The sequence below is a fragment of the Sneathiella sp. HT1-7 genome (assembly GCF_020731145.1).
In the GTDB taxonomy this organism is placed as follows: Bacteria; Pseudomonadota; Alphaproteobacteria; order Sneathiellales; family Sneathiellaceae; genus Sneathiella.
Genome location: NZ_JAJFZN010000005.1, coordinates 37,968 through 59,460, shown reverse-complemented (window position 1 = coordinate 59,460; position 21,493 = coordinate 37,968). Strand labels below are relative to the sequence as shown.

General features: G+C 47.9%; 23 protein-coding genes. 6 read left to right on the top strand and 17 right to left on the bottom strand.

All coding sequences use genetic code 11. The features are described from left to right. Positions 1-114: 114 nt before the first annotated feature. Positions 115-321: a CsbD family protein gene (locus tag LKE13_RS16480; RefSeq protein ID WP_227952531.1), complete on the bottom strand. Its 207-nt coding sequence runs from the start codon at positions 319-321 to the stop codon at positions 115-117. Positions 322-352: 31 nt separating this feature from the next. Continuing rightward, positions 353-1,183: a PRC-barrel domain-containing protein gene (locus LKE13_RS16475; protein WP_227952529.1), complete on the bottom strand. Its 831-nt coding sequence runs from the start codon at positions 1,181-1,183 to the stop codon at positions 353-355. A gap of 121 nt (positions 1,184-1,304) precedes the next feature. On the opposite strand from LKE13_RS16475, the gene LKE13_RS16470 reads away from it, so the two are divergent. Next, positions 1,305-1,781: a PA2169 family four-helix-bundle protein gene (locus LKE13_RS16470; RefSeq protein ID WP_227952527.1), complete on the top strand. Its 477-nt coding sequence runs from the start codon at positions 1,305-1,307 to the stop codon at positions 1,779-1,781. Between the two features lie 93 nt (positions 1,782-1,874). Further along, positions 1,875-2,957 carry an endonuclease/exonuclease/phosphatase family protein gene (locus tag LKE13_RS16465; RefSeq protein ID WP_227952525.1) on the top strand — a complete coding sequence of 361 codons (1,083 nt, stop codon included), beginning with the start codon at positions 1,875-1,877 and terminating at the stop codon, positions 2,955-2,957. A gap of 37 nt (positions 2,958-2,994) precedes the next feature. Here LKE13_RS16465 and LKE13_RS16460 read toward each other — a convergent pair whose 3' ends face one another. The 5 genes from LKE13_RS16460 to LKE13_RS16440 all read right to left on the bottom strand — a co-directional run bounded on the left by LKE13_RS16460 (position 2,995) and on the right by LKE13_RS16440 (position 5,203). Beyond that, positions 2,995-3,207 (bottom strand): hypothetical protein, encoded by a 213-nt coding sequence (locus LKE13_RS16460; RefSeq protein ID WP_227952523.1) that lies wholly within the window; start codon positions 3,205-3,207, stop codon positions 2,995-2,997. A 258-nt stretch (positions 3,208-3,465) separates the two neighbouring features. Continuing rightward, complete coding sequence (locus tag LKE13_RS16455) at positions 3,466-3,582, bottom strand: entericidin A/B family lipoprotein (protein WP_415776552.1); 117 nt, start codon at positions 3,580-3,582, stop codon at positions 3,466-3,468. Between the two features lie 104 nt (positions 3,583-3,686). Then, positions 3,687-4,118 carry a hypothetical protein gene (locus tag LKE13_RS16450; protein ID WP_227952519.1) on the bottom strand — a complete coding sequence of 144 codons (432 nt, stop codon included), beginning with the start codon at positions 4,116-4,118 and terminating at the stop codon, positions 3,687-3,689. A 3-nt stretch (positions 4,119-4,121) separates the two neighbouring features. Further along, the gene (locus LKE13_RS16445; protein WP_227952517.1) at positions 4,122-4,409 is read right to left on the bottom strand and encodes a DUF883 family protein; all 288 of its coding nucleotides are present in this window, start codon (positions 4,407-4,409) and stop codon (positions 4,122-4,124) included. Positions 4,410-4,486: 77 nt separating this feature from the next. Beyond that, the gene (locus LKE13_RS16440; RefSeq protein ID WP_227952515.1) at positions 4,487-5,203 is read right to left on the bottom strand and encodes a response regulator; all 717 of its coding nucleotides are present in this window, start codon (positions 5,201-5,203) and stop codon (positions 4,487-4,489) included. A gap of 163 nt (positions 5,204-5,366) precedes the next feature. Between LKE13_RS16440 and LKE13_RS16435 the strand changes: the two genes are divergently transcribed. After that, a complete protein-coding gene (locus tag LKE13_RS16435; RefSeq protein WP_227952513.1) occupies positions 5,367-5,855 on the top strand; it encodes a sigma-70 family RNA polymerase sigma factor in 489 nt (162 codons plus the stop codon). Between the two features lie 21 nt (positions 5,856-5,876). Here the strand turns inward: LKE13_RS16435 and LKE13_RS16430 are convergent, their stop codons facing one another. Together LKE13_RS16430 and LKE13_RS16425 are read right to left on the bottom strand one after the other, a co-directional pair. Then, positions 5,877-8,132 carry an ATP-binding protein gene (locus LKE13_RS16430; protein ID WP_227952511.1) on the bottom strand — a complete coding sequence of 752 codons (2,256 nt, stop codon included), beginning with the start codon at positions 8,130-8,132 and terminating at the stop codon, positions 5,877-5,879. 112 nt (positions 8,133-8,244) lie between these two features. Further along, entirely contained in the window at positions 8,245-8,421 is a 177-nt protein-coding gene (locus LKE13_RS16425; RefSeq protein ID WP_227952509.1) for a DUF1328 domain-containing protein, read from the bottom strand. 459 nt (positions 8,422-8,880) lie between these two features. On the opposite strand from LKE13_RS16425, the gene LKE13_RS16420 reads away from it, so the two are divergent. Then, positions 8,881-9,324 carry a hemerythrin domain-containing protein gene (locus LKE13_RS16420; protein ID WP_227952507.1) on the top strand — a complete coding sequence of 148 codons (444 nt, stop codon included), beginning with the start codon at positions 8,881-8,883 and terminating at the stop codon, positions 9,322-9,324. A 23-nt stretch (positions 9,325-9,347) separates the two neighbouring features. After that, positions 9,348-10,445, top strand: a complete 1,098-nt coding sequence (locus LKE13_RS16415; RefSeq protein WP_227952505.1) for an AI-2E family transporter — start codon at positions 9,348-9,350, stop codon at positions 10,443-10,445. Positions 10,446-10,517: 72 nt separating this feature from the next. On the opposite strand, the gene LKE13_RS16410 is transcribed toward LKE13_RS16415, so the two are convergent. The 8 genes from LKE13_RS16410 to LKE13_RS16375 form a co-directional block, all read right to left on the bottom strand. Beyond that, on the bottom strand, positions 10,518-11,504 hold the full coding sequence (locus LKE13_RS16410) for an FAD:protein FMN transferase (RefSeq protein ID WP_227952503.1): 987 nt from the start codon (positions 11,502-11,504) through the stop codon (positions 10,518-10,520). Beyond that, positions 11,501-12,058, bottom strand: coding sequence for a nitrous oxide reductase accessory protein NosL (locus tag LKE13_RS16405; protein WP_227952501.1), 558 nt, complete (start codon positions 12,056-12,058; stop codon positions 11,501-11,503). Before LKE13_RS16405 ends, LKE13_RS16410 begins: the two co-directional genes overlap by 4 nt. Next, positions 12,055-12,888 carry an ABC transporter permease subunit gene (locus LKE13_RS16400; protein ID WP_227952499.1) on the bottom strand — a complete coding sequence of 278 codons (834 nt, stop codon included), beginning with the start codon at positions 12,886-12,888 and terminating at the stop codon, positions 12,055-12,057. Before LKE13_RS16400 ends, LKE13_RS16405 begins: the two co-directional genes overlap by 4 nt. Then, a complete protein-coding gene (locus LKE13_RS16395; RefSeq protein WP_227952497.1) occupies positions 12,881-13,825 on the bottom strand; it encodes an ABC transporter ATP-binding protein in 945 nt (314 codons plus the stop codon). The genes LKE13_RS16400 and LKE13_RS16395 overlap by 8 nt, the downstream gene beginning before the upstream one ends. Positions 13,826-13,827: 2 nt before the next feature. Further along, complete coding sequence (locus LKE13_RS16390) at positions 13,828-15,108, bottom strand: nitrous oxide reductase family maturation protein NosD (protein WP_227952495.1); 1,281 nt, start codon at positions 15,106-15,108, stop codon at positions 13,828-13,830. Then, a complete protein-coding gene (gene nosZ / locus LKE13_RS16385) occupies positions 15,109-17,007 on the bottom strand; it encodes a TAT-dependent nitrous-oxide reductase (RefSeq protein ID WP_227952493.1) in 1,899 nt (632 codons plus the stop codon). 52 nt (positions 17,008-17,059) lie between these two features. Then, on the bottom strand, positions 17,060-19,234 hold the full coding sequence (locus LKE13_RS16380; protein WP_227952491.1) for a NosR/NirI family protein: 2,175 nt from the start codon (positions 19,232-19,234) through the stop codon (positions 17,060-17,062). 224 nt (positions 19,235-19,458) lie between these two features. Beyond that, positions 19,459-20,637, bottom strand: a complete 1,179-nt coding sequence (locus LKE13_RS16375) for an NnrS family protein (protein WP_227952489.1) — start codon at positions 20,635-20,637, stop codon at positions 19,459-19,461. 150 nt (positions 20,638-20,787) lie between these two features. Between LKE13_RS16375 and LKE13_RS16370 the strand changes: the two genes are divergently transcribed. Further along, entirely contained in the window at positions 20,788-21,489 is a 702-nt protein-coding gene (locus tag LKE13_RS16370; RefSeq protein ID WP_227952487.1) for a Crp/Fnr family transcriptional regulator, read from the top strand. Positions 21,490-21,493 lie beyond the last annotated feature (4 nt).

The following is a 21,493-nucleotide window of genomic DNA, read 5'->3' as shown; positions in this document are numbered from 1 at the left end:
CGACGTGCAGTAGCGCTTCGACGTTACGAAACCTGCCTTTAATGTCTGCGCAATAGGTCAGAATCAAAAAGAGCGCCGCATATAGAATGCAGCGCTCTCTTAGGTCAGGTTAGCCTATGACACTTGATCTCTTTCAAAATCATCCAACATGTCTTCGGCCTCTTCTCTGGCAACTCCATAATTCTCCTGTAATTTCCCCAGGAATATCTCACGGTCGCCGTCTATCTGTTCCAGATCATCATCGGTCAGCTTGCCCCATTTCTTCTGGGCCTCGCCTTTGATCTGTTTCCATTTACCCTTCAGGATATCTTGGTTTAGCATTTCGTTCTCCTTTTCAGTTCGCCCAATAAACTTAGTTCATCAATGATTTATGATTACTGATAAGCGAGGACTTCTTTTCAGAAAGCGTGAATTTGACGTCGTCATCGCCGTCCCTGACGAGCTTCGCATCGTTATAAGCCAGGCTTACTTCCTCTCCGCCAAAGCCGAGAATTTTATCAAATCCCACGATCAATTGAGCGGCTTGCCCGTCCTTAAAGGTGATGTCATCGACTTCACCTAACGTCTCGCCTTTTGCGTTCACGAGCTGGGCATCGAGAAGTTTTTCCACGCTGTATGCGCTGGCCGGCATCAAGCGAACATTCTCGCCTGTGTCATTCCGGTCAAATGAGAATTCAGCGGCACGCTCGATGGTTTCTTCCGTGAGGGGCATGACAATATCGCCATCCGCATCCATTTCGACCATGGAGTTATAGTCAAATGCCGCGAGTTTGCCCAAACCGAAGAAGTCACCATCACCAATGATAACCATGACGGCCTTGCCATCCTGATCGAGGATAACGTCCTCTACGACGCCAACCCGCTCATCATTAAAGTTATAAACGGGTTCTCCAATGATGCCCGTTGCCGTCGTACGAGGATTAACCTGAACCTGCTCGACGCCGAGCTTTCCGTCATCATCACTGAAGATAAAGGCCTTGAAATCCCTGTAAGCGTCTTTCGTTGCATCAGAGGCATCCTCGGCAGTTTCCTTGACTGCCTTTTTGGTTTTATCCCAGCCTTCTTTAACCTGCTCAGTGGCTTGTTTCGCCGTACTGTCTTCCGTATTTGCGGTTCCGGCAAGCGCGGGAGATACAGCCATAAGGGCGATGATGGATGCTGTCGCTAAAAATTTCTTTTGCATTATCTAATCCTCTTTTGTGTTCAGAAGTCGTTACACAAATGACAAACACCGAACTCGCCAAAAGGTTCCCACATTCAGGAACTTTTTTTTCAGCAGTTTGTTGGTTGGGGTGCTGATGCGAATGAACGCAGAGGCCAAAGAAAGTTTTATTATGCCAAATACGACGATAGAGATGCTGAGTGATCTCATTAACATTTGCGAAGACGCGCGTGAATTCTACGCAACTGCGGCGTATCGCACGAAAAGTCGGAGTTTGGGGGAAACCTTCCGAAGGATTGCCTCAACACGAGAAAGCGTCATAATTAACCTTAGATTACACGCGCTTTCGATTGCCGGTGAAGCAGCAGAAGAGGAGATCGGCGATGGTCGGACTTCAGATTTATTTAGGCCATTAAGGACCGAGATAGATGATATGGAAATCGCCTTGTTAAGAAAGCTGGAAAAAGCGGAGAGTGTTGCACTCGAACAATTCCGTGACGCCCTAAACAGCGAATCGCCAGAAGCAACAACAGATTTAATTGAGCGTCAGATGCAAATGCTCGATGAAACTTATTCCCACATCAAGTTCCTCAAACGGCACCTGGGGAGTGCCGCCTAAACTAATTTATCTCAACAATATAAGATGAAATTGTAGCAGTAATTTCATGCTGAGCTCTATATACTGATAACCGATAGTTTTTGAAAGAATCTCATGTCGTATTATGTGTTGGGCACAGTTGCGTCATTCAGTTTTTTGGCTAGCCTGATTCCATTTATACCCATTGCACATGGTGCAGTTAGAGTATTTGATTTCGGCCGTCTTCAACTCGCCCTCCTTTCAATCACGACAACCATTTTCGTGCTGGCAATTCTGCCCATCAATTGGATTAGCCTGATCTTTCTCGCAATGCTTGTCGCGGCACTTGCAATTCAAACGATCTATATCATTCGCTTTACGCCTCTTTGGGCACAGCAGTCAGCCAAACATTCCACAGATAGTAAGGGCGAAGACGTTATAAGCCTATTCGTCTGTAATGTGAAACAAGGCAATCGAAGGTATCAAGACCTAATCAAGCTGATTAACACCCGTGATCCTGACATCCTCATCCTGATGGAAACTGATCAGCAATGGGTTGACGCCCTTGACGCATCGCTGACTGAGTATGCTCAAAAAATTTCCTGTCCGCAGGACAACAGCTATGGGATGTATTTGACCTCTCGCCTGGAGATGCCAAGCGGTGAAATCAAGTACTTATTAAATGAGGGAATTCCGAGTTTTCATTGTTCGTTTAAAGTCACAGACGGGCACCTGTTTGACCTCATTTCCATCCATCCCGACCCTCCTGTTCCACATCGGGATACGCAAGGAAGAGATGCGGAGATACTTGTTGCCGGAAAGTTAGCCGCGAAAAGACAACGGCCGCTGATCGTAACAGGAGATCTCAATGACGTCGCCTGGTCAGAAACAACCCGGCGGTTTCTCAGAATTTCCCAGTTGCTGGATCCGCGTCAGGGGCGCGGAATGTTCAATTCTTTCGACGCCCGCTTTCCATTTTTAAGATGGCCCCTGGATCATGTTTTCCATTCGGAAGAGTTTGAGCTCGTGTCCATTGAACGGCAGCCGCATATCGGATCAGATCATTTTCCGATGTTCTATGAATTTGCCTTGGTTTTCAAAAATGACAATTCCCTGCCAGACGACGCGACCGCCGACGATCGTGAAGAGGCGGAAAGGCTGATAGACACTGAAAAGAACCGGTCAAGAAAACCCGTAGGAGAAGATTGGGAAGGCTAACCAAAGGCTTATGCGATCACCCGGCAACCGAATTAATCTAGTTGTTTTCTTTCGGAATACTGGCTTCGGCAATGCGTTTCGCGTCTTCCATATCTCTCGTCGCCCCGCTCGCCACAATTGTACCGTGGAACACGACTGCCCACTTCCACAGATCCATGGGTTCATCACATTCCCAGTCCTGCTTCTGTTTTTCCACAAATAATTCGTAGTCACCAGCTTCGGTGCAAAGCTTCTGGGCCACCCACTTCATGTCATTTTCCTACGTAAACAGCCGAACTCCGCCAGCATAGCATCCTAAGGCGATGATTATTATGGCAGAATTGATTATAGACGGAAAGGGTATACTCCAGTCGAGCCTTATCAAGGCCGCTTTGTAGACCATTGTCAGTAAAGAAGGCAACAGTGCAATTTGTGCAAAGATAAAGCCGCCTGACCAAGGCGGCTTTATTGGTTACATGTTGTAAGAGAAAGAGTTTCGGTTACTCATCTGATACCAGCTCAAGCAAATTTATTCATTTGCTTTTTTCTGAATAGCTTCCCCAGCCTTCTCTATGTCCTGGCCTGCGCCTTCCATCGTCTCGCAGGCAGCAAGAGAGAGTGACGCAAGGGCGAAAAGTCCCAACATAAAAATTACGCGTGCTTCCTTGCTAATTGTATTCATCAGCCTGTCCTTTCGTTTTCTCTTGATTATCAACAAAACCAACGCCTGATCGCTCAAAAAGTTCCCAACTAATTTAGATACTTTCCGGCAATAAGGCCGGCGACACCCGCAAGAAGCAGCGTCGTCTTCGGGTTGGTTTCCGCTGTTTTACCAAGTTCGTCTCCTGCAATTGCGGCGACGGTCGAAATCATCCGGGCCGTCTCATCCGCCTGCGACGGTGTATTCGGCTTCGACCTCAAAATGAAGTACAGCGCCGTTACAACAATAAGACATATCAGCAGGATGCTTCCGGCGGTGGCCAGTGCTGCCATAGGAGGCACAACATACATGAGCATCCAGCTGTAAAAGGACAGCGCCAGGAAGAATAACGCAATAAATGATAGGGCCACGACTAAGGCCACAACAAACGCCCCTATTGCTCCACGTTGCAAAATGCCTGATTTTTTAGGCGCAAAATTATCGGCGAGCGTTTGTTGTAGGATTTGCAGCAGCGGATTCACGGGTTAGCTCCGGTTCCGCATAAGCATGCTGGCCAAGAAACCAGCGGCAAAGGCGATCGCAATACTCTGGCCTGGCTTCTCTCTGACCCTGCCTTCGATCTGCTCGATACCCTGACTTCCTCGGTCTTTCAACTCACCAAGTTTTTCCTTGGCTCTTGCGCCAATTTTTTCTGCTTCATCAACGCCATCCTGTTTCAGGCTTGCCGTCAGTTCCGACATATGTTTTTTCAGAGCCGCAAGATCGTCTTTCAGCTCGTCAATTTCTGGGTAAGTTTCGGTAGATTTGACCATTGTAAAACTCCATTTGATTTCGTTCGCATCCAACAAACAAACAAATCAAAAAAAAGTTCCAATATTTTGGACGGGCTCTAGCTTTTTGGCGCGTACATATAACCGACGCCGCGCATCGTCTTGATAAGAATTGGCCCATCCTCACCGAGCTTTTTACGAATGCGGCCTATCTGAATATCAATTGCACGATCATAAACATCAAACTTGCCATCGCGGGTTTTTTCAAACAATTGTTCGCGACTTAAGGTTCTTTTAGGAGAGGTTACCAAGGCCTCCAACAACTGGAACTCACCAATGGTGAAATCGACGGAATTACCGTCCTTATCAAAAACCTGATACTGATCGCGATCCAGTGTGAAACGGCCAAAAGCAATGACCTCAGTCTCCGTTACTGTTTCAGACACCGCCGCAGGATCGGCTTTATGTTCATTCGCGCGCCGCATCGCAGCCTTTATACGAGCCTTTAACTCTCTCAACTCAAAGGGTTTTGTGAGATAGTCATCTGCCCCCATTTCCAGACAAATAATCTTCTCTGTAGTGTCATTTTTCCCGCTGACAACGATAATCGGCGCTGATGTCGACTGTCTTATAACAGGAATAAGGCTGGTACCCTCCGTATCGGGGAGCACCAGATCAAGCAAAATGACGTCTAATTGCTCGGCGGCAAGTTTATTTGAAACTTCTGCGCCATCCTTTGCCGTGATGACTGAGTACCCCTCTGCCTCGAAATAGTGCGATAGCACTGTCCGAAGCCCCTCATCATCATCAATTAACAGGACCGCGCCCTTATTCATTTAAGCTATCCTTTTTATAGAGCCTCAGGGCATTTTATCAGCCGCATACAAAAATGTTACAAACTCTTTCGCAATTCATACAAAGGCGAAAATCACAAGTTACATCGGTCAACTAACTTCCATTTTGCAATATCGAAAACGACTAGCAAAAAGGAAGACGCAAATGTTCAACAATCAAGAATTGACTACAGAAGTGTCCGGTCTCAGGAATTTTGCCCGTCGCCTGACCCAGAACAATCATGATGCAGAAGATCTACTTCAATATACGCTATTAAGAGCTATTGAGAAGAAGCATTTGTTCCAGGAAAACACGGATCTTTTTAAATGGACATCGAAGATCATGTATAACCAGTTTGCATCTGACTATCGTCGGAAAGCAAAGTATGAAACAAAATACGATCCGGAAAGCTACCTGGAAGCAGAATCCATTGAAGCGCCACAAGATAAGCAAATGGAACTGAAGACGGTGAATGAGGCCATGAACAGACTTTCCCATGAACATCAGGAAATTCTGATCCTGATTTGCGTCCAGGGCCTGAGCTACCAGGAAGTATCCGATTTCCTGAAGATCGCGATCGGCACGGTACGCTCCCGTCTCTCACGCGCCCGTGAGAGTTTACAGCAGCTTCTAGAGGCACCAACAGTTCATTAATGTTTTTGCTGAAAGCCCGGATCAAACATCCGGGCTTTCTAGTTCTTCTGCCGACATATTGCCCAGATATTTCAATACAGTCGCCTTCAGGTCAATTTCAACAATCGGCTTCGGCAAATACCCATCCATACCGGCTTCAATACATTTCGCCTTATCGCTAACAAGGGCGTGGGCGGTCATACCGACAATTGGCGTTCGATCAAACCCCTTCTCGCTTTCGATGCTCCGGATTAGTCTGGTACTCGTAAATCCGTCCATCTCCGGCATTTGAATATCCATCAAAATGAGGCCGTAGTGATTTTCTTTCCAAAGATTGACCGCTTCCAGACCCGTCTTTGCGATATCAAACTCTACATCCAGATCACCCAGGATATGCCCTAGAACGGTAATATTTCCTTCGTAGTCTTCGACAAGCAAGGCTTTTTGAGTTTCTTCAATTTGGGCTTTCATTTCATCGATGCGCTTCTTTCTATCGGCTTCACTTTGCTCAAATCCATCCTTGAACTGTTTGATGCCGCCGGTGATTGGCAAGATAAGAGAGAAAACAGATCCTTTGCCGATCTCGCTATCAACTTCGATACTCCCGCCCATCAAGCTGGCAAGCTTCTTCGAAATGGGAAGCCCAAGCCCCGTGCCACCAAACTTTCTCGATACTGTCGAATCCGCCTGTTTAAAACGTTCAAAAATCAGATTCGCCTGATCCTTGGAAATCCCGATACCTGTATCCTCGACATCTATTCTGAGAACTGAAAAATCACCTTGATCTTCGGTCTTGGCTTCCACATGGACATGGCCCTCTTCGGTGAATTTGACAGCATTGCCAATTAGATTGATCAATATCTGGCGAATGCGAACAGGATCACCGAAGAATTCAAGCTCCTTTACGCCCGCATAGTCGAAAACAAATTCCAGATTTTTCTCTTTTGTCCTGACGGACATAATACTTGTTATATGCTCAAAGATGTTTGGCAGGCTGAAAGACGTTTCCTCCAGTTCAAGTTCTCCACTCTCAATCTTGGAGAAATCCAAAATGTCCGAGATGAGATCCTTCAGGCTGATAGAGCTGGAATGCAGCACTTTGACTAGTTTCTGCTTTTTCTGATCCAATTCACCTGAGCCTTGGTTTAGTATGTCCGCGACACCGGTAATCGCTGTCAGTGGGGTCCTTATTTCATGGCTCATATGGGCAAGGAACTCGCTTTTCGCGGCATTCGCCTCTTCAGCCTTTTGTATCGCCCCTTCAAGTTTCAATTCGTAGTCTTTTTCTGCACTAATATCCGTAACCGTGCCGACAAATCGAGACGGCTTATCGTTGTCATCCTGTATGACAGCCCCCCGCGCCCTGATCCAAATCCATCGCCCGGACTTATGCCGCATCCGGAAAGTACTTGAATATTCGGATAAACGCCCCTTTAGATAAAGCTCGATATAGTTTTGGACTGTTTCTTTTTCTTCCGGGTGCAGCCTGTCAGCAAAATCTTCAACTTTCCCGCTGAACTCTTCGCGATCACATCCCAACATGGCGATAAACTGATCCGAGTAATTAACTTCTCCGGACTGAATATCCCAGTCGAAAATGCCGTCCTTGCTACCCTCAACCGCCAGCTCCAAAACCTGCTCTTCTTCAGAAACCTGTCCGGAAAAAAGACGGCGAAAACTTCGCCTGAGAATGAAATTCACCGCGATCGATATAATCAGCAATATTGCAATGCCCGCCGTTACAAGCATGAGCTGTTCATTTTGCCTTGTTTTATTTTCCGCAGACAGGCTTTGAGCATCGAGAAGACTTTTTCCCTCGATAATAAGGGCTTCAAAAGTCTCGGAAATTTCACTTTTCAACGCATCAATTTTTTGGTTGGCAGTAACGATGTCAGCTGTATTCACAGTCAGCCTGTTGGCTGCCCGGCTTTCAAGTTCTGTTTCAAGGAGGGAAATTTTTTGATCCACTGACCCGAGGATACCTCGTTGTAACTGATCCTCTAGGCTAAAGACCGACAAATCAGTCAGCGTTTTAGAGAGCCTCTGCGTCGTTTCTTCATAATCCTCAATAAATTGTTGTTCACCGAAAATCATATAACCCTGCTGGCTCAGAAGCATTTTTTCGACCAGAAGGTTCGCGGATTCCATTTCAAAAAGGGACTGCACCAATTGCTGAATATTTTTGCTTTCGGCCCTTATCCGGCTTTCACCGACAACAAGCAGGAATGTGCAAAACACCAAGCCGAAGAGCAAAACTGCGAGATAAGCTGAGAAAAACTTCAGGGATAAATATTTCATTTTCCCATCTTACAAGAGCTGGTTCTTTACGAGAAACAAAAACGGCACTTCAACAGAAGTGCCGTTTTGATCAATTTAACCGTGCTATCCTGAAATATGGAAAGTTCGCTACTTACATAGGAGGTTTACGGCCTCTGATGACATGTACGATCGCGCTCACAACGAACAGGATGATGAATACCGCGAAAATAATCTTTGCAATCCCAGCGGAGGCAGCGGCGACCCCGCCAAAACCAAATACTGCCGCAACCAATGCAATTAATAAAAATGTTATTGCCCAACCAATCATCTGGATTCTCCTCAAATTTGCTTCATACAGACTTACAAACAGCGCAGCCTGCAAAAAGTTCCATGGAACCAAAACCGATCTAAATTCATTGGGTATATGAGTAGGATTGGAAATTTAGACTAAAGAGAGTTGTTCATTGCCTCATGACAAATATTCTAGTGGTATGAGTTCAAGCGAGTTTAGCAAGGAGGAAGTCCAGCGCTATGTGGACGGCATGCTGAAACCGGCAGATATCCGACGCGTAGAAAGAATTATTTCAGCTAATCCAAACGCCAGAAAATACTACTTCACTCAATTGCGACATAAACAATTGCTCAAGATGTGGTGGAAAAAATCGCTTAATTAGAGCTGTAACTCCGACGGATCGATAAGCGTTGTCCCCCAAAAAATCTCATTCATTGGGAACTCTTTGCGTTTGCGGATGTTTGTAATGCGTCAAACAACACAAGGAGCAGATCTATGGATATCTATGAGCGCCTCATCAAGGATCACGATAAACAAAAGAACCTCGCTAATCAAATTATGGAGACGTCGGGAAATTCCGACGAACGGCGTCGCCTGTTCGAACAGTTCAAGGCAGAAGCAGTGAGCCATGCCAACGCCGAAGAGCAAACCCTCTACGCCGTTCTGATCGAGGATCCGAATAGCCAGGAACAAGCACGCCATAGCGTTTCTGAGCATCAAGGTGCGGATGAACTGATCAATGAGCTTTCTGACATGGATATGAGCAGCGCAGGCTGGATACAGAAATTCGAAAAGCTAAAAGATGAGCTTGAACATCATATCGAGGAAGAAGAACAAGACGTATTTAAACTTGCTAAAGACCTGGTAAGCGGTGCGGATGCGACTGAAATGTCTCGGATGTTTGATAAACGCAAGCAACAAGAAGAAGAACACGTTTAGAAACCGGCATCGGACACACCGAAATGCAAAACTTGGAACAAGTAACAATCGGCACCTCCTCTGCTGCTTCAAAACATAGAAGCAGAATTGAAGCGGCGGCGAGAGTATCGATTATATTCCTTGCCTTAGTTGCACTTGTCGCAACGCTGCATTTTTCCAAGACAATCCTGGCGCCCATAATGCTTGCGGTTGTGATCGGTATCATGTTCGGCCCAATAGCGGACCGCATTGAAAGATTTCATATTCCGGCATCCCGCTCGGCGGCGATTGTTGTGTTGCTGTTTATTATCCTAATAAGCATAGCAATCGCCGTATTTGCGGCCCCGTTGTCGACCTGGATTGACCAATTACCCAGAATTTGGGCGAGGCTGCGGTTTGAGCTCGCGAGCTGGCAGGATAACCTGGACACAATCTCGGAATTGCAGGCTCAGCTTCGAAGCGTAACGGGTCAGAAAAGCGAGGATACCGTTGTCGTAGACGATAGCTCCGCCGTTCAGGACGCTGCTATTCTTGCCCCCACCATTGCCGGTCAAATAGTGCTATTTCTAGCGAGTTTCTATTTCTTCGTTGCGGCGCGCCACACCTTGAGAAGAACCATATTGAGCTTGCCGATGAGCCGAAGAACCCGATGGCACATGGCGCGTGTTTTCCGTGAAATTGAAAACAATGTATCGGACTATCTCCTCGCGATAACCATCATAAATATTGGAATGGGATTAAGCGTAACCCTTGCGTTATGGGCATTGGGCGTCCCTTCACCTTTGCTTTGGGGAATGCTCGCCGCCGTTCTCAATTATGTGATTTTTATTGGACCGGCCGTTACTTTCGTTGTCTTGCTTGGTGTCGGTCTGATCAGTTCGGCGTCTCTTTGGGGCATGGTTACACCGGCCTTTGTATTTCTGGCAATTAATCTCTTGGAAGCTCAGATCATAACGCCATTGGTGATCGGCCGTCGAGTAACCTTGAACCCCTTTATCGTATTCCTTGCCATCGTCTTCTGGATCTGGCTATGGGGGCCTTTGGGCGGCTTCATTGCAGTACCATCTCTCCTGATCATTTTCGCAATATACAATCAGATGTTTGCCGAACCGGCAGCTTTATCAACGAAGAATACTTCCTGATGGCGTTCGAAAAGACTAAAATGTAAAGGGCAAAGAATTTCTGGAGGCAGTTTTCTTCTGACCGTGCAAAATTTATCCGTAAATCACCTCTTCTATTAAAGGCTGCCTTTCAATAAAATCAGCACGTTCCTCACTGGTCATCAAGGCAAGCGCTGTCGACGCAGCATCTGCATGAGTGGCGGAACTGGATATGACTGAAACAGAGCGATTAAGCTCTGACCATTCTCCAGTTTGTGGATTGAGAAGATGATTAGCCTTGGATATTTCAGAAAAAGGACTTCCATATCCCCCTGACGTCGCGAGCGCTTTGTTCGTCAGATTTACGGTCGATGAAATTGTTTTCCCATCGGCCGGCGACAGAATCCCTACTCGCCATGGACTTCCATCTGATTTCCTGCCCAATGCAAAGTTTTCGCCCAAAGAAACAAGGACATCTTCGAAGCCCGCCGATTTGAGAAGGTCTGAGACACGATCAGTTATATAGCCTTGGGCAATACCGTTTAAGGTAATTGCCATTTCGGGTCGTTTGAACGTTATCCGGCTGGCAGACAGTTCAATCTTCGAGGATCCAACTTTCTCAAGTGCCGCACTGATCGCTGAAGGCGATGGACCAAACGGGTCTGCATTATTTTCGGAAAAATGATCGGCATATAGTTTCCAGAGCGGCTGTATCGTTACGTCAAAAAAACCCTTCGTTTGCTCAGAGAATGACTTTGACAATGACAGGAGATTCAAGAACTCAATATCCGGATTATCGAGATATCCATCCGCATTCAACCGGCAGATCGTGGAATCAGGGCGATACAGGCTGAAGAGTTCTTCGAGCCGATAGATTTCCTTCTGACATCGTTGAAGCTGCTCTCTCGCCCATTGCGGATCGCGATGGAATAGCTGAATGGAGGCCTCGGCTCCCAGTGCCGCGCCTTTCCAGTTAACCTGCTGTAATCCGCCCGCCAATGTGGCCGCGCTTACGGGCTGGGAAGCAAAAGCGCCAGCTGCGCTTGCCGTGATGATAAAGCGGCGGCGGGTAATTTTTGGTATGGGTGGTATTTTTGTCATTTTTGCGACTCTGCCCCAAAATGTTGATCGGCAATTTTGTCACCATTGTCTGTATCCATAACTAACAGAGCGGAGACTGGAATTTCGGTTAACCTAAACACATGTCCTCCGTATTTTTCCGCAAAAGTTTCGGCGGCTTCTACTGTCCCGAAGGGCACCGTTTCCGGCATCCCCATACCACCAAGCCTATTGCTGCCAACAACAAAAAAAGCGGCATCGGCAGTAATCCAGATACCTTCAGATTGTGGTTTTTCCCAGCTGCTAGCGCGCGCCATATCATGGACATAGAAACCGACGACGCTCTGTCCTTCACCGGGTAGCCGGGTATAGGTTATTGCATCCCGGACCGCCGTAAACCAGAGTGGTTCCGAGCGACCCTTTTCAAATATTTGCGCTTTTGGCCCGGCATGTTCAGTCAGGATCATCCCGCAATATGTACCAACAGCCCCTTCCGGCAACGCCTGCGGCAAAGGAATATCGCCAATGCCATCTTCACAGGCGGATACGAGCAACAAAAATATCAGGGCCGATCCCACTCTGAAAATTGAGGTCATAACGCCCTCCGTTGGAAAAAAACGCAGGAGGCAAAAAGCGGGATGACTATCCAGCTGCATAGAAAAACAAGCAATATTGAGGCGGGGACAACTTGATCGGCGCGCAATCCCGACATCCCCGATAACAACGCAGTCTCGTTGTTAGTTGCCAAATTATACATTCGAAACGCATCTGATGGGCTCGCCATCATAATCCATTTAACGGCGTCGTCCGGGATAAGGCTTGAGGCTCCGGAGGAAAGAATTCCAAGCAGAGCCATATCAAACAATACGACAAATACCAGCCAGATGCCGATGGCACCTGCAGCGGCCGTTCCGCGTTCCCTTGTTAAAATGCTTAGGAGCAGACCCAGCGCGAGAAAAATACACCCGAGCAGAATGGAAGAGAAAACCAGCTTCAGAAATATGCTCCACGGCAAGTCAGCCACAGGCATTTCCCCGAACGATGCAATCGCGAGAGTGGCAGAGCCATATCCGACAATAATAGCGAAGGCGAGTATAAATAATTGTCCAAGAAACTTACCAAGCGCGATATCAGAACGAGTTATCGGATAGGCAAGCAACAGGGTTAGGGTGCCACGATCATCTTCTCCAACAATACTGTCATAAGATAACAGCAAAGCAATCAAGGGGATAAAGAAAATACCCAAAGAGGAGAGACTAACTACCGTTACAGCAAGCGGACTGATAACGGTAGTTCCAACAGGCGCGCTTCCGAGAAACGCAAGTACCAACGCAAAACCTGCCATGACCAGTGTCATGACAGAAATCCATTTGTTTCGATAACCGTCCCTGATTTCTTTTTGCGCAAGTATCAGCATATTAGGCATCTGATAGTTCCCCCGCAGAATGATCAGACGTTGAATAGGCATTAAAGACCTGTTCAAGCGTTGGATCAGTTAGTTCAATGTCTTGAATTCTGCCCCTAAAGGCCATCACCTTACCAAGAATTTCCACTTTTCGTGCAGGCGGGCAAGTCAGAATTACCTCCCCTGCAAACTGGCTCCGCGCAGGAATCTCATTCTGGAACATTGTCATTAGCTCGCGACAGATTTCCCTGTCCGCACTGATTTTCATCTGCGAATGCATACCAATCTGATGTCGAAGAGTAGGAATAGATCCTTGCGCGACCAGCTTTCCATCATTGAGAATAGCAACCCTGTCAATCCGGTCATCGAGTTCCGTAAGAACATGTGACGAAATAAGTACCGCGGCGCCCTTCCGCTTTTCTTCATCCAGAATTTTATAGATATTCTGGCGCGCAACAGGATCCAGCCCACTTGTCGGTTCATCCAATATCAGCAATTTTGGCTGCCCGAGGAGTGCCTGTGCAATACCGAGACGCTGCCGCATCCCTTTAGAGTAAGTCCCGACACGGCGGTCCGCGGCGCCTAGCAAGTCCACACGTTCAAAATACGTATCGAGTGTTTTCACAGAAAGCCCTTTAAGACGCGCATAAAAGGCAAGAGTTTCACGCCCTGTCAGTGTTTTCTGGAAGAGTACCTGCTCCGGCAAAAACCCGATGTGGCGACGATTGCGATTGAAGCTCCGATTTCCTGGATCACCGTGCAATACCGCCACCGATCCGTTACTGGGCTTTAAGAGGCCTAAGATAATCTTGATGAGCGTTGTCTTACCCGCACCATTATGCCCCACCAAAGCAAGACACTGACCGTTTGAAAGCGTGAGGGAAATACCCTCAAGCGCCTTTTTTCTGCCATAGGATTTGCTGATGCCAAGTAACTCGATCATAGAAAGTCTTTCCATTCTCATGACTTCCCCCCATCGGTCAGGCTTTCTGGAATGGCCATCAACGGAGCGCTGTCGATAACGCCACCAGGATGTAATGCCGGAAAGTTTCCTTGCGCATACTTCAAAACCTGGACCGCCGGACTGTTCATAAGAAGACGTGCAGATGGATATTGCCAGATTATCCGGTCCGTTAGATCGTTAGGGCGATATACGCTGTCTGCTATACCGTTGCGATCCAGATCCAGAGCGACCTGATCCGACCAGTAATTTCCAACACCATCACGAGACCATTCGAGCCACCTTGTGCCGACATACTTGACTTGATTCTGGTTGTTTACAAAAGCGTTTCGTGTCAGAGCATTTCTCTCGGAACCTGCCGTGAAATGGATGCCGATAGCGCAATCTGACAGCAGATTCTCTTCGAAGGCATTCCTGTTCGAATTATAGATAAAAATACATTTTTCCGTTCCACCACGCACAATATTGCGTTTTACGGATACGTGGTTCGCATAGTTGAACAGCAATCCACGGTCACGATCCTGATCGGAAATATTGCCTTCAATTTTCAGATTACGCGACGACATAATCGCGTAACCAATATGATTTCCGATAGATTGATTGCCGATGACCTGGCTGTCGTTGGTGTACATATAGTGAATGGCAAACCGAAGATCCTGCATCCGGTTGGCTCTGAAAATATTCCGTTTGCTCGTCGTGACGAAGATGCCGTCTCGGCCGTAACGAATGTCATTCTTTTCTATGACGGTTCCGGGCGCATTCCATATCTGGACTCCATTGCCCCGCTCGTTCATCCTCAGATCACGACGACCAGAAATGCGATTGCCCGACACCCGCGCGTTTTCCGCTCCGGATACATAAATGCCAATTAGGTTATCCGTTACATCATTGTCCACAACAACGGCGTTGAGGGCCTCAGGATGTAGAAAGATTCCGCTATCCTGTGTTTCCAAAGAAAGACCGGAACCAGTAATCGTCAGACCTTTCAGCGTTGTATTTGGCGCCAAAACTTGAATGACAGAGCCTGTCGATAATCCGATTATCTCAGATTTCCCAGACCCTAAAATTGTGAGCGGCTTTATGATGGAAATCGGTCCGTCATAGGTTCCGGGCTGCAAGGTCAAGGTATCGCCTGCTGCTGCCGCATCAATCGCTTTTTGAAGATCCCCCGAGACGTTAATCTCACGCGCCGTCGCATAAGAATAAGTGAAGGATGCGGTGACTATGCCTGCCACCGCAACCTTGCAAAGCCAAAGAATTTTTCTTTGGATGGACATCATTTATGCTGGCTCAACAAACATGCGACCGCGCATTTCCATATGCAGTGCATGGCAAAACCACTGGCAATAAAACCAGTGAACACCCGGCATATCGGCCTTGAAGGTAACCGACGCAGTTTGCTGCGGGCCTATTTCCATCGCCACACCGTAGTTGGAAATTGTAAAACCATGGGTGAGATCATCCACGTCATCGATATTGGTGACGACGACGGTGACTTCATCCCCCTGTTTCACAGTAAATTTCTCCAAAGAGAATATCGGCGCGGTCGAATGCATATAGACCCGAACCTTATTCCCGTCCCGGATCACGTCTTCCGCATAATCCAGATCCTCGACCCCATCGGCTTTTGCCTGCGCCTTGATGGCGTCGAACATGGGGTCTTCACGATCATAGGTCTGGCTCGGATTAACAATTGAGCGATGAACGATAATGCAATCATGTGGTTCGGCAAATGTCGGCCCGTCATGCACCAACTTCATTTTATTGCCCGAAATATCAATAAGCTGGTCATTTTCCGGCTTCAGAGGCCCCACATTAATATATCGATCTTTTGAGAATTTATTTAGTGAAATCAGCCATTTGCCATCGGCTTGACTGGTTTCTCCCATGGATGTGTGGTTATGGCCTGGCTGATAGTGAACGTCGAGCTTCTCGACAATCGGATCTACCTCTTCTCCAGCGAATTTGCGGATAGCTTTATCGATATTCCACTTACAAATCTGACTATCAAGGAACAGGGTCGTATAAGCATTTCCCCGCCCGTCGAAAGCCGTGTGGAGCGGGCCTAAACCCAACTCCGGTTCAGCGACCACAGCGTCGCGGGGCTTTATCTTATCTGCAAAAAGGTCCGGCAATTTTGCCATTTCGATAACAGACACAGTTGGCGACAGCTTGCCGTTGATCATCATATATTTACCGTCCGGCGACGCATTTACGCCATGCGGGCTGTTCGAAATCGGAATATACCGAGTATATTTCGACCCCTTGCGACCATCCAGGACCGGCACATCCCCTTCATATTTCTTGAAATCGCCCGCGGCGACTCCGGCCTCAATCGCAGCAATATCGAATACAACCGCCCAGTCCTGCTCGTTTGCAGTCATTTCGGCAAGTGTCACGCCCTCTTCTGAGTTATAGCAGCTGGAAATCGCATACTTTCCTTGATAGTCCGCATCGACATTATCAAGGTTGCCGTTGACGATGACCTGCCAGGCAACTTCCATTTTCTCGCCGTCTATGGCCGTGAAAACAGCGTGATATTTTGTCGGATCGTCGAGTACGGTTCCATCATTGGGCAACGGTACGCGATGTTCATCATTCGCAAAGATATACTTGGTTTTTGGAAATCTTTGTGGACGCAGGCCATGAATACTCGCGGCATTGGGAACGGAGATGATCTTGTCCACTTTCATGATATCGCAGCGGATGCGAGCGACGCGGGTGTTTGCCTTGTCATTCACCCAAATATACCGCCCGTCATATGTCCCGTCTGTAAAAGACATATGTGGATGATGAGTATCACCATTGCTTGGAAAGCCGCCTTTGTCCGCCCAGAATTCTTTTTCACGCGGCAACATATTTTCTGTGAGGATTTTGATACTTTCGTCCGTCTGTCCCCATCCTGTGGCGCTGCATCGGTTGAAAACAGGAATTCGCATCAGTTCCCGCATGGAGGGAACCCCCATGATCCGCAGCTCGCCAGACTGCCCGCCACTCCAGAAGCCGTAATATTCATCAAGATCACCGGGAGCAACTTCATTCTTTCCACTTGCGGCGCGTGCGGTTGAGATGGGCATCAGACTTGCCCCGCCCACCACACCCATCCCGGCAGCGACAGCAGACCCCCTCAACAATGAACGGCGTGACACATCTGCAATTTTTTCTGAGTTATCCGTCATCTTTCTCTTCCTTCTTCAATAAATTCCCTTGTTTCTGTGGCAACCTGTAAGTCTACTCATAGGCTCTGGGCTGATTTAGCCGTCGCCCCCTGCGATAGGCTGGGTCTTGATCGGCAACCGTGTTCTTCGCGGCAGGGTCCATTTTGCGCGCCTTGGCAAGTGCATGAATAACAACCGGGCAAACATCCTCGTCGTAGTAATTCACCTGGCAATGCAGGCAATAGAGGCACTCATTCGGGTTAATGTTGCCAAGCGGATCGATAGCCTGGACCATGCATTCCTTGGCACATGTCTGACAGGGATCACCGCAGTTTCGATATCTTTTCAGCCAGTTGAACATGGCCAGCTTACCGGGGATGGCAAGCGCCGCACCTAGTGGGCACAAATACCGACAGAAGAACCGCTCAATAAATAGACCTGCAAACAATAGCGAGAACACGAACAGGAGATACGGCCAGCCCCGCATGAACCGCAGCACAATGGAGGTGCGGAATGGCTCAACCTCTGCAAATGTTTCTGCAAGGTGCAGCGAGTATATGGAGAGGCCGAGCAACCCTAAGAAAATGATGTATTTGATGGGCCAAAGGCGTTCATGCAGCCACCAGGGAACTGTAAACTGCTTGATGCCGACAAACCGGGCGATTTTGTTGGTGAGTTCCTGCAAGGCACCGAAAGGACAAAGCCATCCGCAAAAAGCACCCCGTCCCCAGAAAATCAGGGAGACGGCGACAGAGCACCACAGGATGAAGATCAAGGGCTCCATCAGGAAGAACTGCCACTGGAAATCCGTCAGCAGGGCGTTGACAAAGACAAACACATTGACGACTGATAGCTGGGCCTGCGCATAGAAGCCAATCCCGAACAAAGTGAAAGTCAAGAAGCCGATGCGGAACCAGTCTGTGAATTTCTTGCTGCGAACAACCTGATCCTGAACGAAGAAAAGAATAGTCAGAATGACGAGGGCGCATACAAGGACAACGATTTCAGGTAACTTTTGTTTCCAGATGCGCTGCCATAGAGCATTCGCGGCAGCTGTATCCTCAGCTTCAAAAGTTGAGGTGCTCTGTTCGACGGGTGCCGCAGTGTCCGGAAGAGCCTCTGTTTTCACATATTGGTCGGGAAACTGATAGTTAAGCTCGAATGCCACAAATACTTTTTCGAGGGCGCCAATGGCTCTTTGCACGAGGAGTTGAAGTTCCCATGGTTCGGCAGGGTCGAAGATAGCTCCCTTGGACGTTCTGAAGAGGGCAACTTCTTTGAAATCAGGCGCGCCTTCCGCCTCGACGCGACCGAGGTTCTTGTATCCCCGATCCCTAAAGCGAAATGCCTCCTCGCCCTGAACGACCTGTATCCGATCAAAGATGCCGCCGCGGACATACCCCGACCCCCGAAAGGAATAACGCCCGGATCCCATAACCAGAAACGCATTTTGTCCGGGCTTCAGTTTTTTTTGAAGATTTTGGTACTCACGCACACCTAAAAGACTACGGGCAATTGTCGGGATAGCGAGTGACGCAACATAAAGATCGATAAAAACCTCATCATCACCGCCAAGTTCCGGTCGCTCTATCGCCTTCGCATTGCCTTGCGCAATAAAGGCGTCGTTTACATCCTTCAGATTAAGGCGCAAGCGACGGACGGACCCGTTTCCAAGAAGGGTTTGCCAGTCTTCAACATCACCATCTTCGATGACGAGAGATTTTTTTGGAGAGGTGGCGCGTGATACTCCCTGCAAGCCGCCAAGGCCCAAAGCAGCAGCAGCACGAACTGCGGCCCTTTTGATACTATCATCGATAACCATAACAGTAACCGTCGCACCGGATACAATATCAACTGGCGGTGGCTCTCCACCTTTTTCCCGCGCCAATTTAAGAATATCGGTATCTTTATAGCCCTCAATGAAATCGATAATCTTCTGCTCTGGAATACCTGAAAGCACAATTGGTTCTGCATGATGCATGAGACGACCCGCGGCGATACGTCCCTCCGGGGTCATGGCGATAAGAACTTCAATCGGTTTCCCGGAATAGCCTATTGCACCAACAAAATCCGTATTCAGAAAAACATAGCCAACAACATTGTTCCCGCTCATCACCGGAACCACAGGCGTATTCTCGATTAACTGCCCATACTTATCCGCACCCGCAAGCATTTCAGATGGAGAAATATTTTCGAGGTAGCTGGAAAGTTTTCCGGGTTGCGCCGCATGGCCGAATGCGATGGTCAAAAGATATCCACACAGACTAAAAACTATAAGCCTAGCCAAAGCTTTTTTAGTCAATCCTGTCGGAGCTCGATTTTGCATCTCGTCGCCAGATCCTTTTAATTTATCCTGCGACGACACTTCGCCAACGGTCGGATTAATTCAGATACTTGGCATAATTTAGCTGCTAATTTTTCCGCTTATTTGTTCTTAAACAAGCTCACATTAGTTTTTCCTACTGTCCTGGGTTATCTTTTCCTTTTTAGAAATAACGGGGCAAAAGCAATGCCAAACCCGACAAAGGCAAAAAACCAGGCAAACGCTGAGATATGTAAAAGAACGTTGTAATTGTCGCCCCAGAACTCAGCCGCAATCCTGGACGTGGCAGATAGATAAATACACGCAAATATCAGGTTCGCAGCAGTTCCGGCACGAATGGCCTGGCCTGAATGTCCAAGCGTAGCCCGAAGCATTACAGAAAGCGTCATCGCGCCAACCGCACCGGTGGCCAGCGCATGAATACCCGCAAGGGCAGAAAAGCTATCCGGAAACAACCCTGCCAGCCCCAGAAGGGTGAACCCGACTGGAATAAAAAGATAGCTGAGATGCAATACAAGCACCAAAGGCTCCCGTAGCGTACGATCCCCACCCCATCGGGCCAACCGGCAAAAATTCATTGCCGCTGCCAGTAACAAAACTATGCCCGTGTAAACATCCACATCATTGATGATCCAGGCTGTCATGCCAACAATCGCGACGCCAATAGTCACAACATCAAATCGATTGAAGGGAACAGGCAAGCGGCCGGGATTATTCTGCACGAGCCAGTTTCGGGTGAAGCTCGGAACTATACGCCCACCAATCAACATTATAAGTATAATAGCGGCCGCCATTGCGAGCCGCCGGCTAATATCACTCAAACCGTAGAAATGCGCTTCCAGATGGAACCCTGTATTCGCCGCAATCAGCAAGCCGAGCGGAAAAAGAACCTTGAGATTGCGCCAGTTCTTACCGGCGATAATCTCGTTGGCTAGAACCGCAAGTATGATCGCAAGAAACGCCACATCAATTATCATAGCCGCGATCCATCCAATATGGCTTGAATAGGTAACAGCGATCCTTCCTGCTACCCAGATCAATAGAAGAAAGAGCAAAGGAATTCCCTGAATCGGCATACGACCGGTCCAGTTGGGAATTGCGGTGAACAGAAATCCTGTAATCACTGCACTCAGGAAGCCAAAAAACATCTCATGAATATGCCAGTCCACGACAGCAAATTCCGTAGAAAGCGTAAGCTCTCCATAGAAAAGGGGCAGCCAGAGCAAAATTGAGGCGCCACCATAAAGAGCGCCAAACATGAAAAATGGGCGATAGCCATAGCTCAGAAGAGCGGGGCCCCGATATTTTTTTAGTCTTGGAATAGCCATCAAGAAATCCATCCGCCATTAGAATTGCGATATCCGGCTGCTTTCGCGTAGTATATCTTTCACAAATTATGGGAATTCATGTTGCCTTAGTATATCAAGCCAGCGCCACTATTGATTTGCGTTTCGACAAATATTGAACAGGATTTTTCTATGTCTTTGCTGGACGCCTCTCTCATCGCCGATGTCCCGCCTTTTCGCGGAATAGAGCGTCAAAATCTTGTTGAATTGCTCTCAAAAGCAAGGTCGGAACGATATGAAATGGGCAGAACAATTTTCCGTCAGGGGGAAGAAGCGCATTCTTTTTTCCTGCTGCTGGACGGACATATCCGCGTTGTCAGAGTTACCCCCGATGGAGATCAGATGATCGCCCGCTATATATCAAGCGGTGAACTCTTCGGGATTGCGCAAGCGCTTAGCCTCGATAGCTATCCGGCCAACGCCGTGGCCGCAGTAGACTGCATAGCGTTATCTTGGCCCGGATCATATTGGCAAACTATCACTGACAGGTATCCAACATTTGCGACCAACACATACAAAACAGTCGGCGCGCGTCTTCAGGAGGCACAGAACAAAATGGTGGAGATGGCGACGGAACGGGTCGAACAACGTGTCGCCAAGGCCATTTCAAAACTCGCCAATCAGACAGGACAAAAAACCGACGACGGCATTTTGATCTCTTTTCCCATATCACGGCAGGATATTTCAGAAATGACCGGCACGACACTACATACCGTTTCCCGACTCCTAAGTGCGTGGGAAAACAAGGGAATAGTTAAGAGCAGCCGAAAGAAAATTACTGTGACTGATAGCCATCAGCTAGCCGTATTAGCAAGTAGGGATCTTCATAACTAGCGGT

What these genes read in the sequence shown, in the direction of transcription:
- LKE13_RS16440 (WP_227952515.1), bottom strand. Translation starts at nt 5,203, where the DNA reads ATGAATAAGGGCGCGGTCCTGTTAATTGATGATGATGAGGGGCTTCGG.
- LKE13_RS16430 (WP_227952511.1), bottom strand. Translation starts at nt 8,132, where the DNA reads ATGAAATATTTATCCCTGAAGTTTTTCTCAGCTTATCTCGCAGTTTTG.
- LKE13_RS16405 (WP_227952501.1), bottom strand. Translation starts at nt 12,058, where the DNA reads ATGACCTCAATTTTCAGAGTGGGATCGGCCCTGATATTTTTGTTGCTC.
- LKE13_RS16410 (WP_227952503.1), bottom strand. Translation starts at nt 11,504, where the DNA reads ATGACAAAAATACCACCCATACCAAAAATTACCCGCCGCCGCTTTATC.
- LKE13_RS16375 (WP_227952489.1), bottom strand. Translation starts at nt 20,637, where the DNA reads ATGGCTATTCCAAGACTAAAAAAATATCGGGGCCCCGCTCTTCTGAGC.
- LKE13_RS16395 (WP_227952497.1), bottom strand. Translation starts at nt 13,825, where the DNA reads ATGGAAAGACTTTCTATGATCGAGTTACTTGGCATCAGCAAATCCTAT.
- LKE13_RS16390 (WP_227952495.1), bottom strand. Translation starts at nt 15,108, where the DNA reads ATGATGTCCATCCAAAGAAAAATTCTTTGGCTTTGCAAGGTTGCGGTG.
- LKE13_RS16475 (WP_227952529.1), bottom strand. Translation starts at nt 1,183, where the DNA reads ATGCAAAAGAAATTTTTAGCGACAGCATCCATCATCGCCCTTATGGCT.
- nosZ (WP_227952493.1), bottom strand. Translation starts at nt 17,007, where the DNA reads ATGACGGATAACTCAGAAAAAATTGCAGATGTGTCACGCCGTTCATTG.
- LKE13_RS16480 (WP_227952531.1), bottom strand. Translation starts at nt 321, where the DNA reads ATGCTAAACCAAGATATCCTGAAGGGTAAATGGAAACAGATCAAAGGC.
- LKE13_RS16465 (WP_227952525.1), top strand. Translation starts at nt 1,875, where the DNA reads ATGTCGTATTATGTGTTGGGCACAGTTGCGTCATTCAGTTTTTTGGCT.
- LKE13_RS16435 (WP_227952513.1), top strand. Translation starts at nt 5,367, where the DNA reads ATGTTCAACAATCAAGAATTGACTACAGAAGTGTCCGGTCTCAGGAAT.
- LKE13_RS16415 (WP_227952505.1), top strand. Translation starts at nt 9,348, where the DNA reads ATGCAAAACTTGGAACAAGTAACAATCGGCACCTCCTCTGCTGCTTCA.
- LKE13_RS16445 (WP_227952517.1), bottom strand. Translation starts at nt 4,409, where the DNA reads ATGGTCAAATCTACCGAAACTTACCCAGAAATTGACGAGCTGAAAGAC.
- LKE13_RS16425 (WP_227952509.1), bottom strand. Translation starts at nt 8,421, where the DNA reads ATGATTGGTTGGGCAATAACATTTTTATTAATTGCATTGGTTGCGGCA.
- LKE13_RS16400 (WP_227952499.1), bottom strand. Translation starts at nt 12,888, where the DNA reads ATGCCTAATATGCTGATACTTGCGCAAAAAGAAATCAGGGACGGTTAT.
- LKE13_RS16455 (WP_415776552.1), bottom strand. Translation starts at nt 3,582, where the DNA reads ATGTTGGGACTTTTCGCCCTTGCGTCACTCTCTCTTGCTGCCTGCGAG.
- LKE13_RS16370 (WP_227952487.1), top strand. Translation starts at nt 20,788, where the DNA reads ATGTCTTTGCTGGACGCCTCTCTCATCGCCGATGTCCCGCCTTTTCGC.
- LKE13_RS16460 (WP_227952523.1), bottom strand. Translation starts at nt 3,207, where the DNA reads ATGAAGTGGGTGGCCCAGAAGCTTTGCACCGAAGCTGGTGACTACGAA.
- LKE13_RS16420 (WP_227952507.1), top strand. Translation starts at nt 8,881, where the DNA reads ATGGATATCTATGAGCGCCTCATCAAGGATCACGATAAACAAAAGAAC.
- LKE13_RS16470 (WP_227952527.1), top strand. Translation starts at nt 1,305, where the DNA reads ATGAACGCAGAGGCCAAAGAAAGTTTTATTATGCCAAATACGACGATA.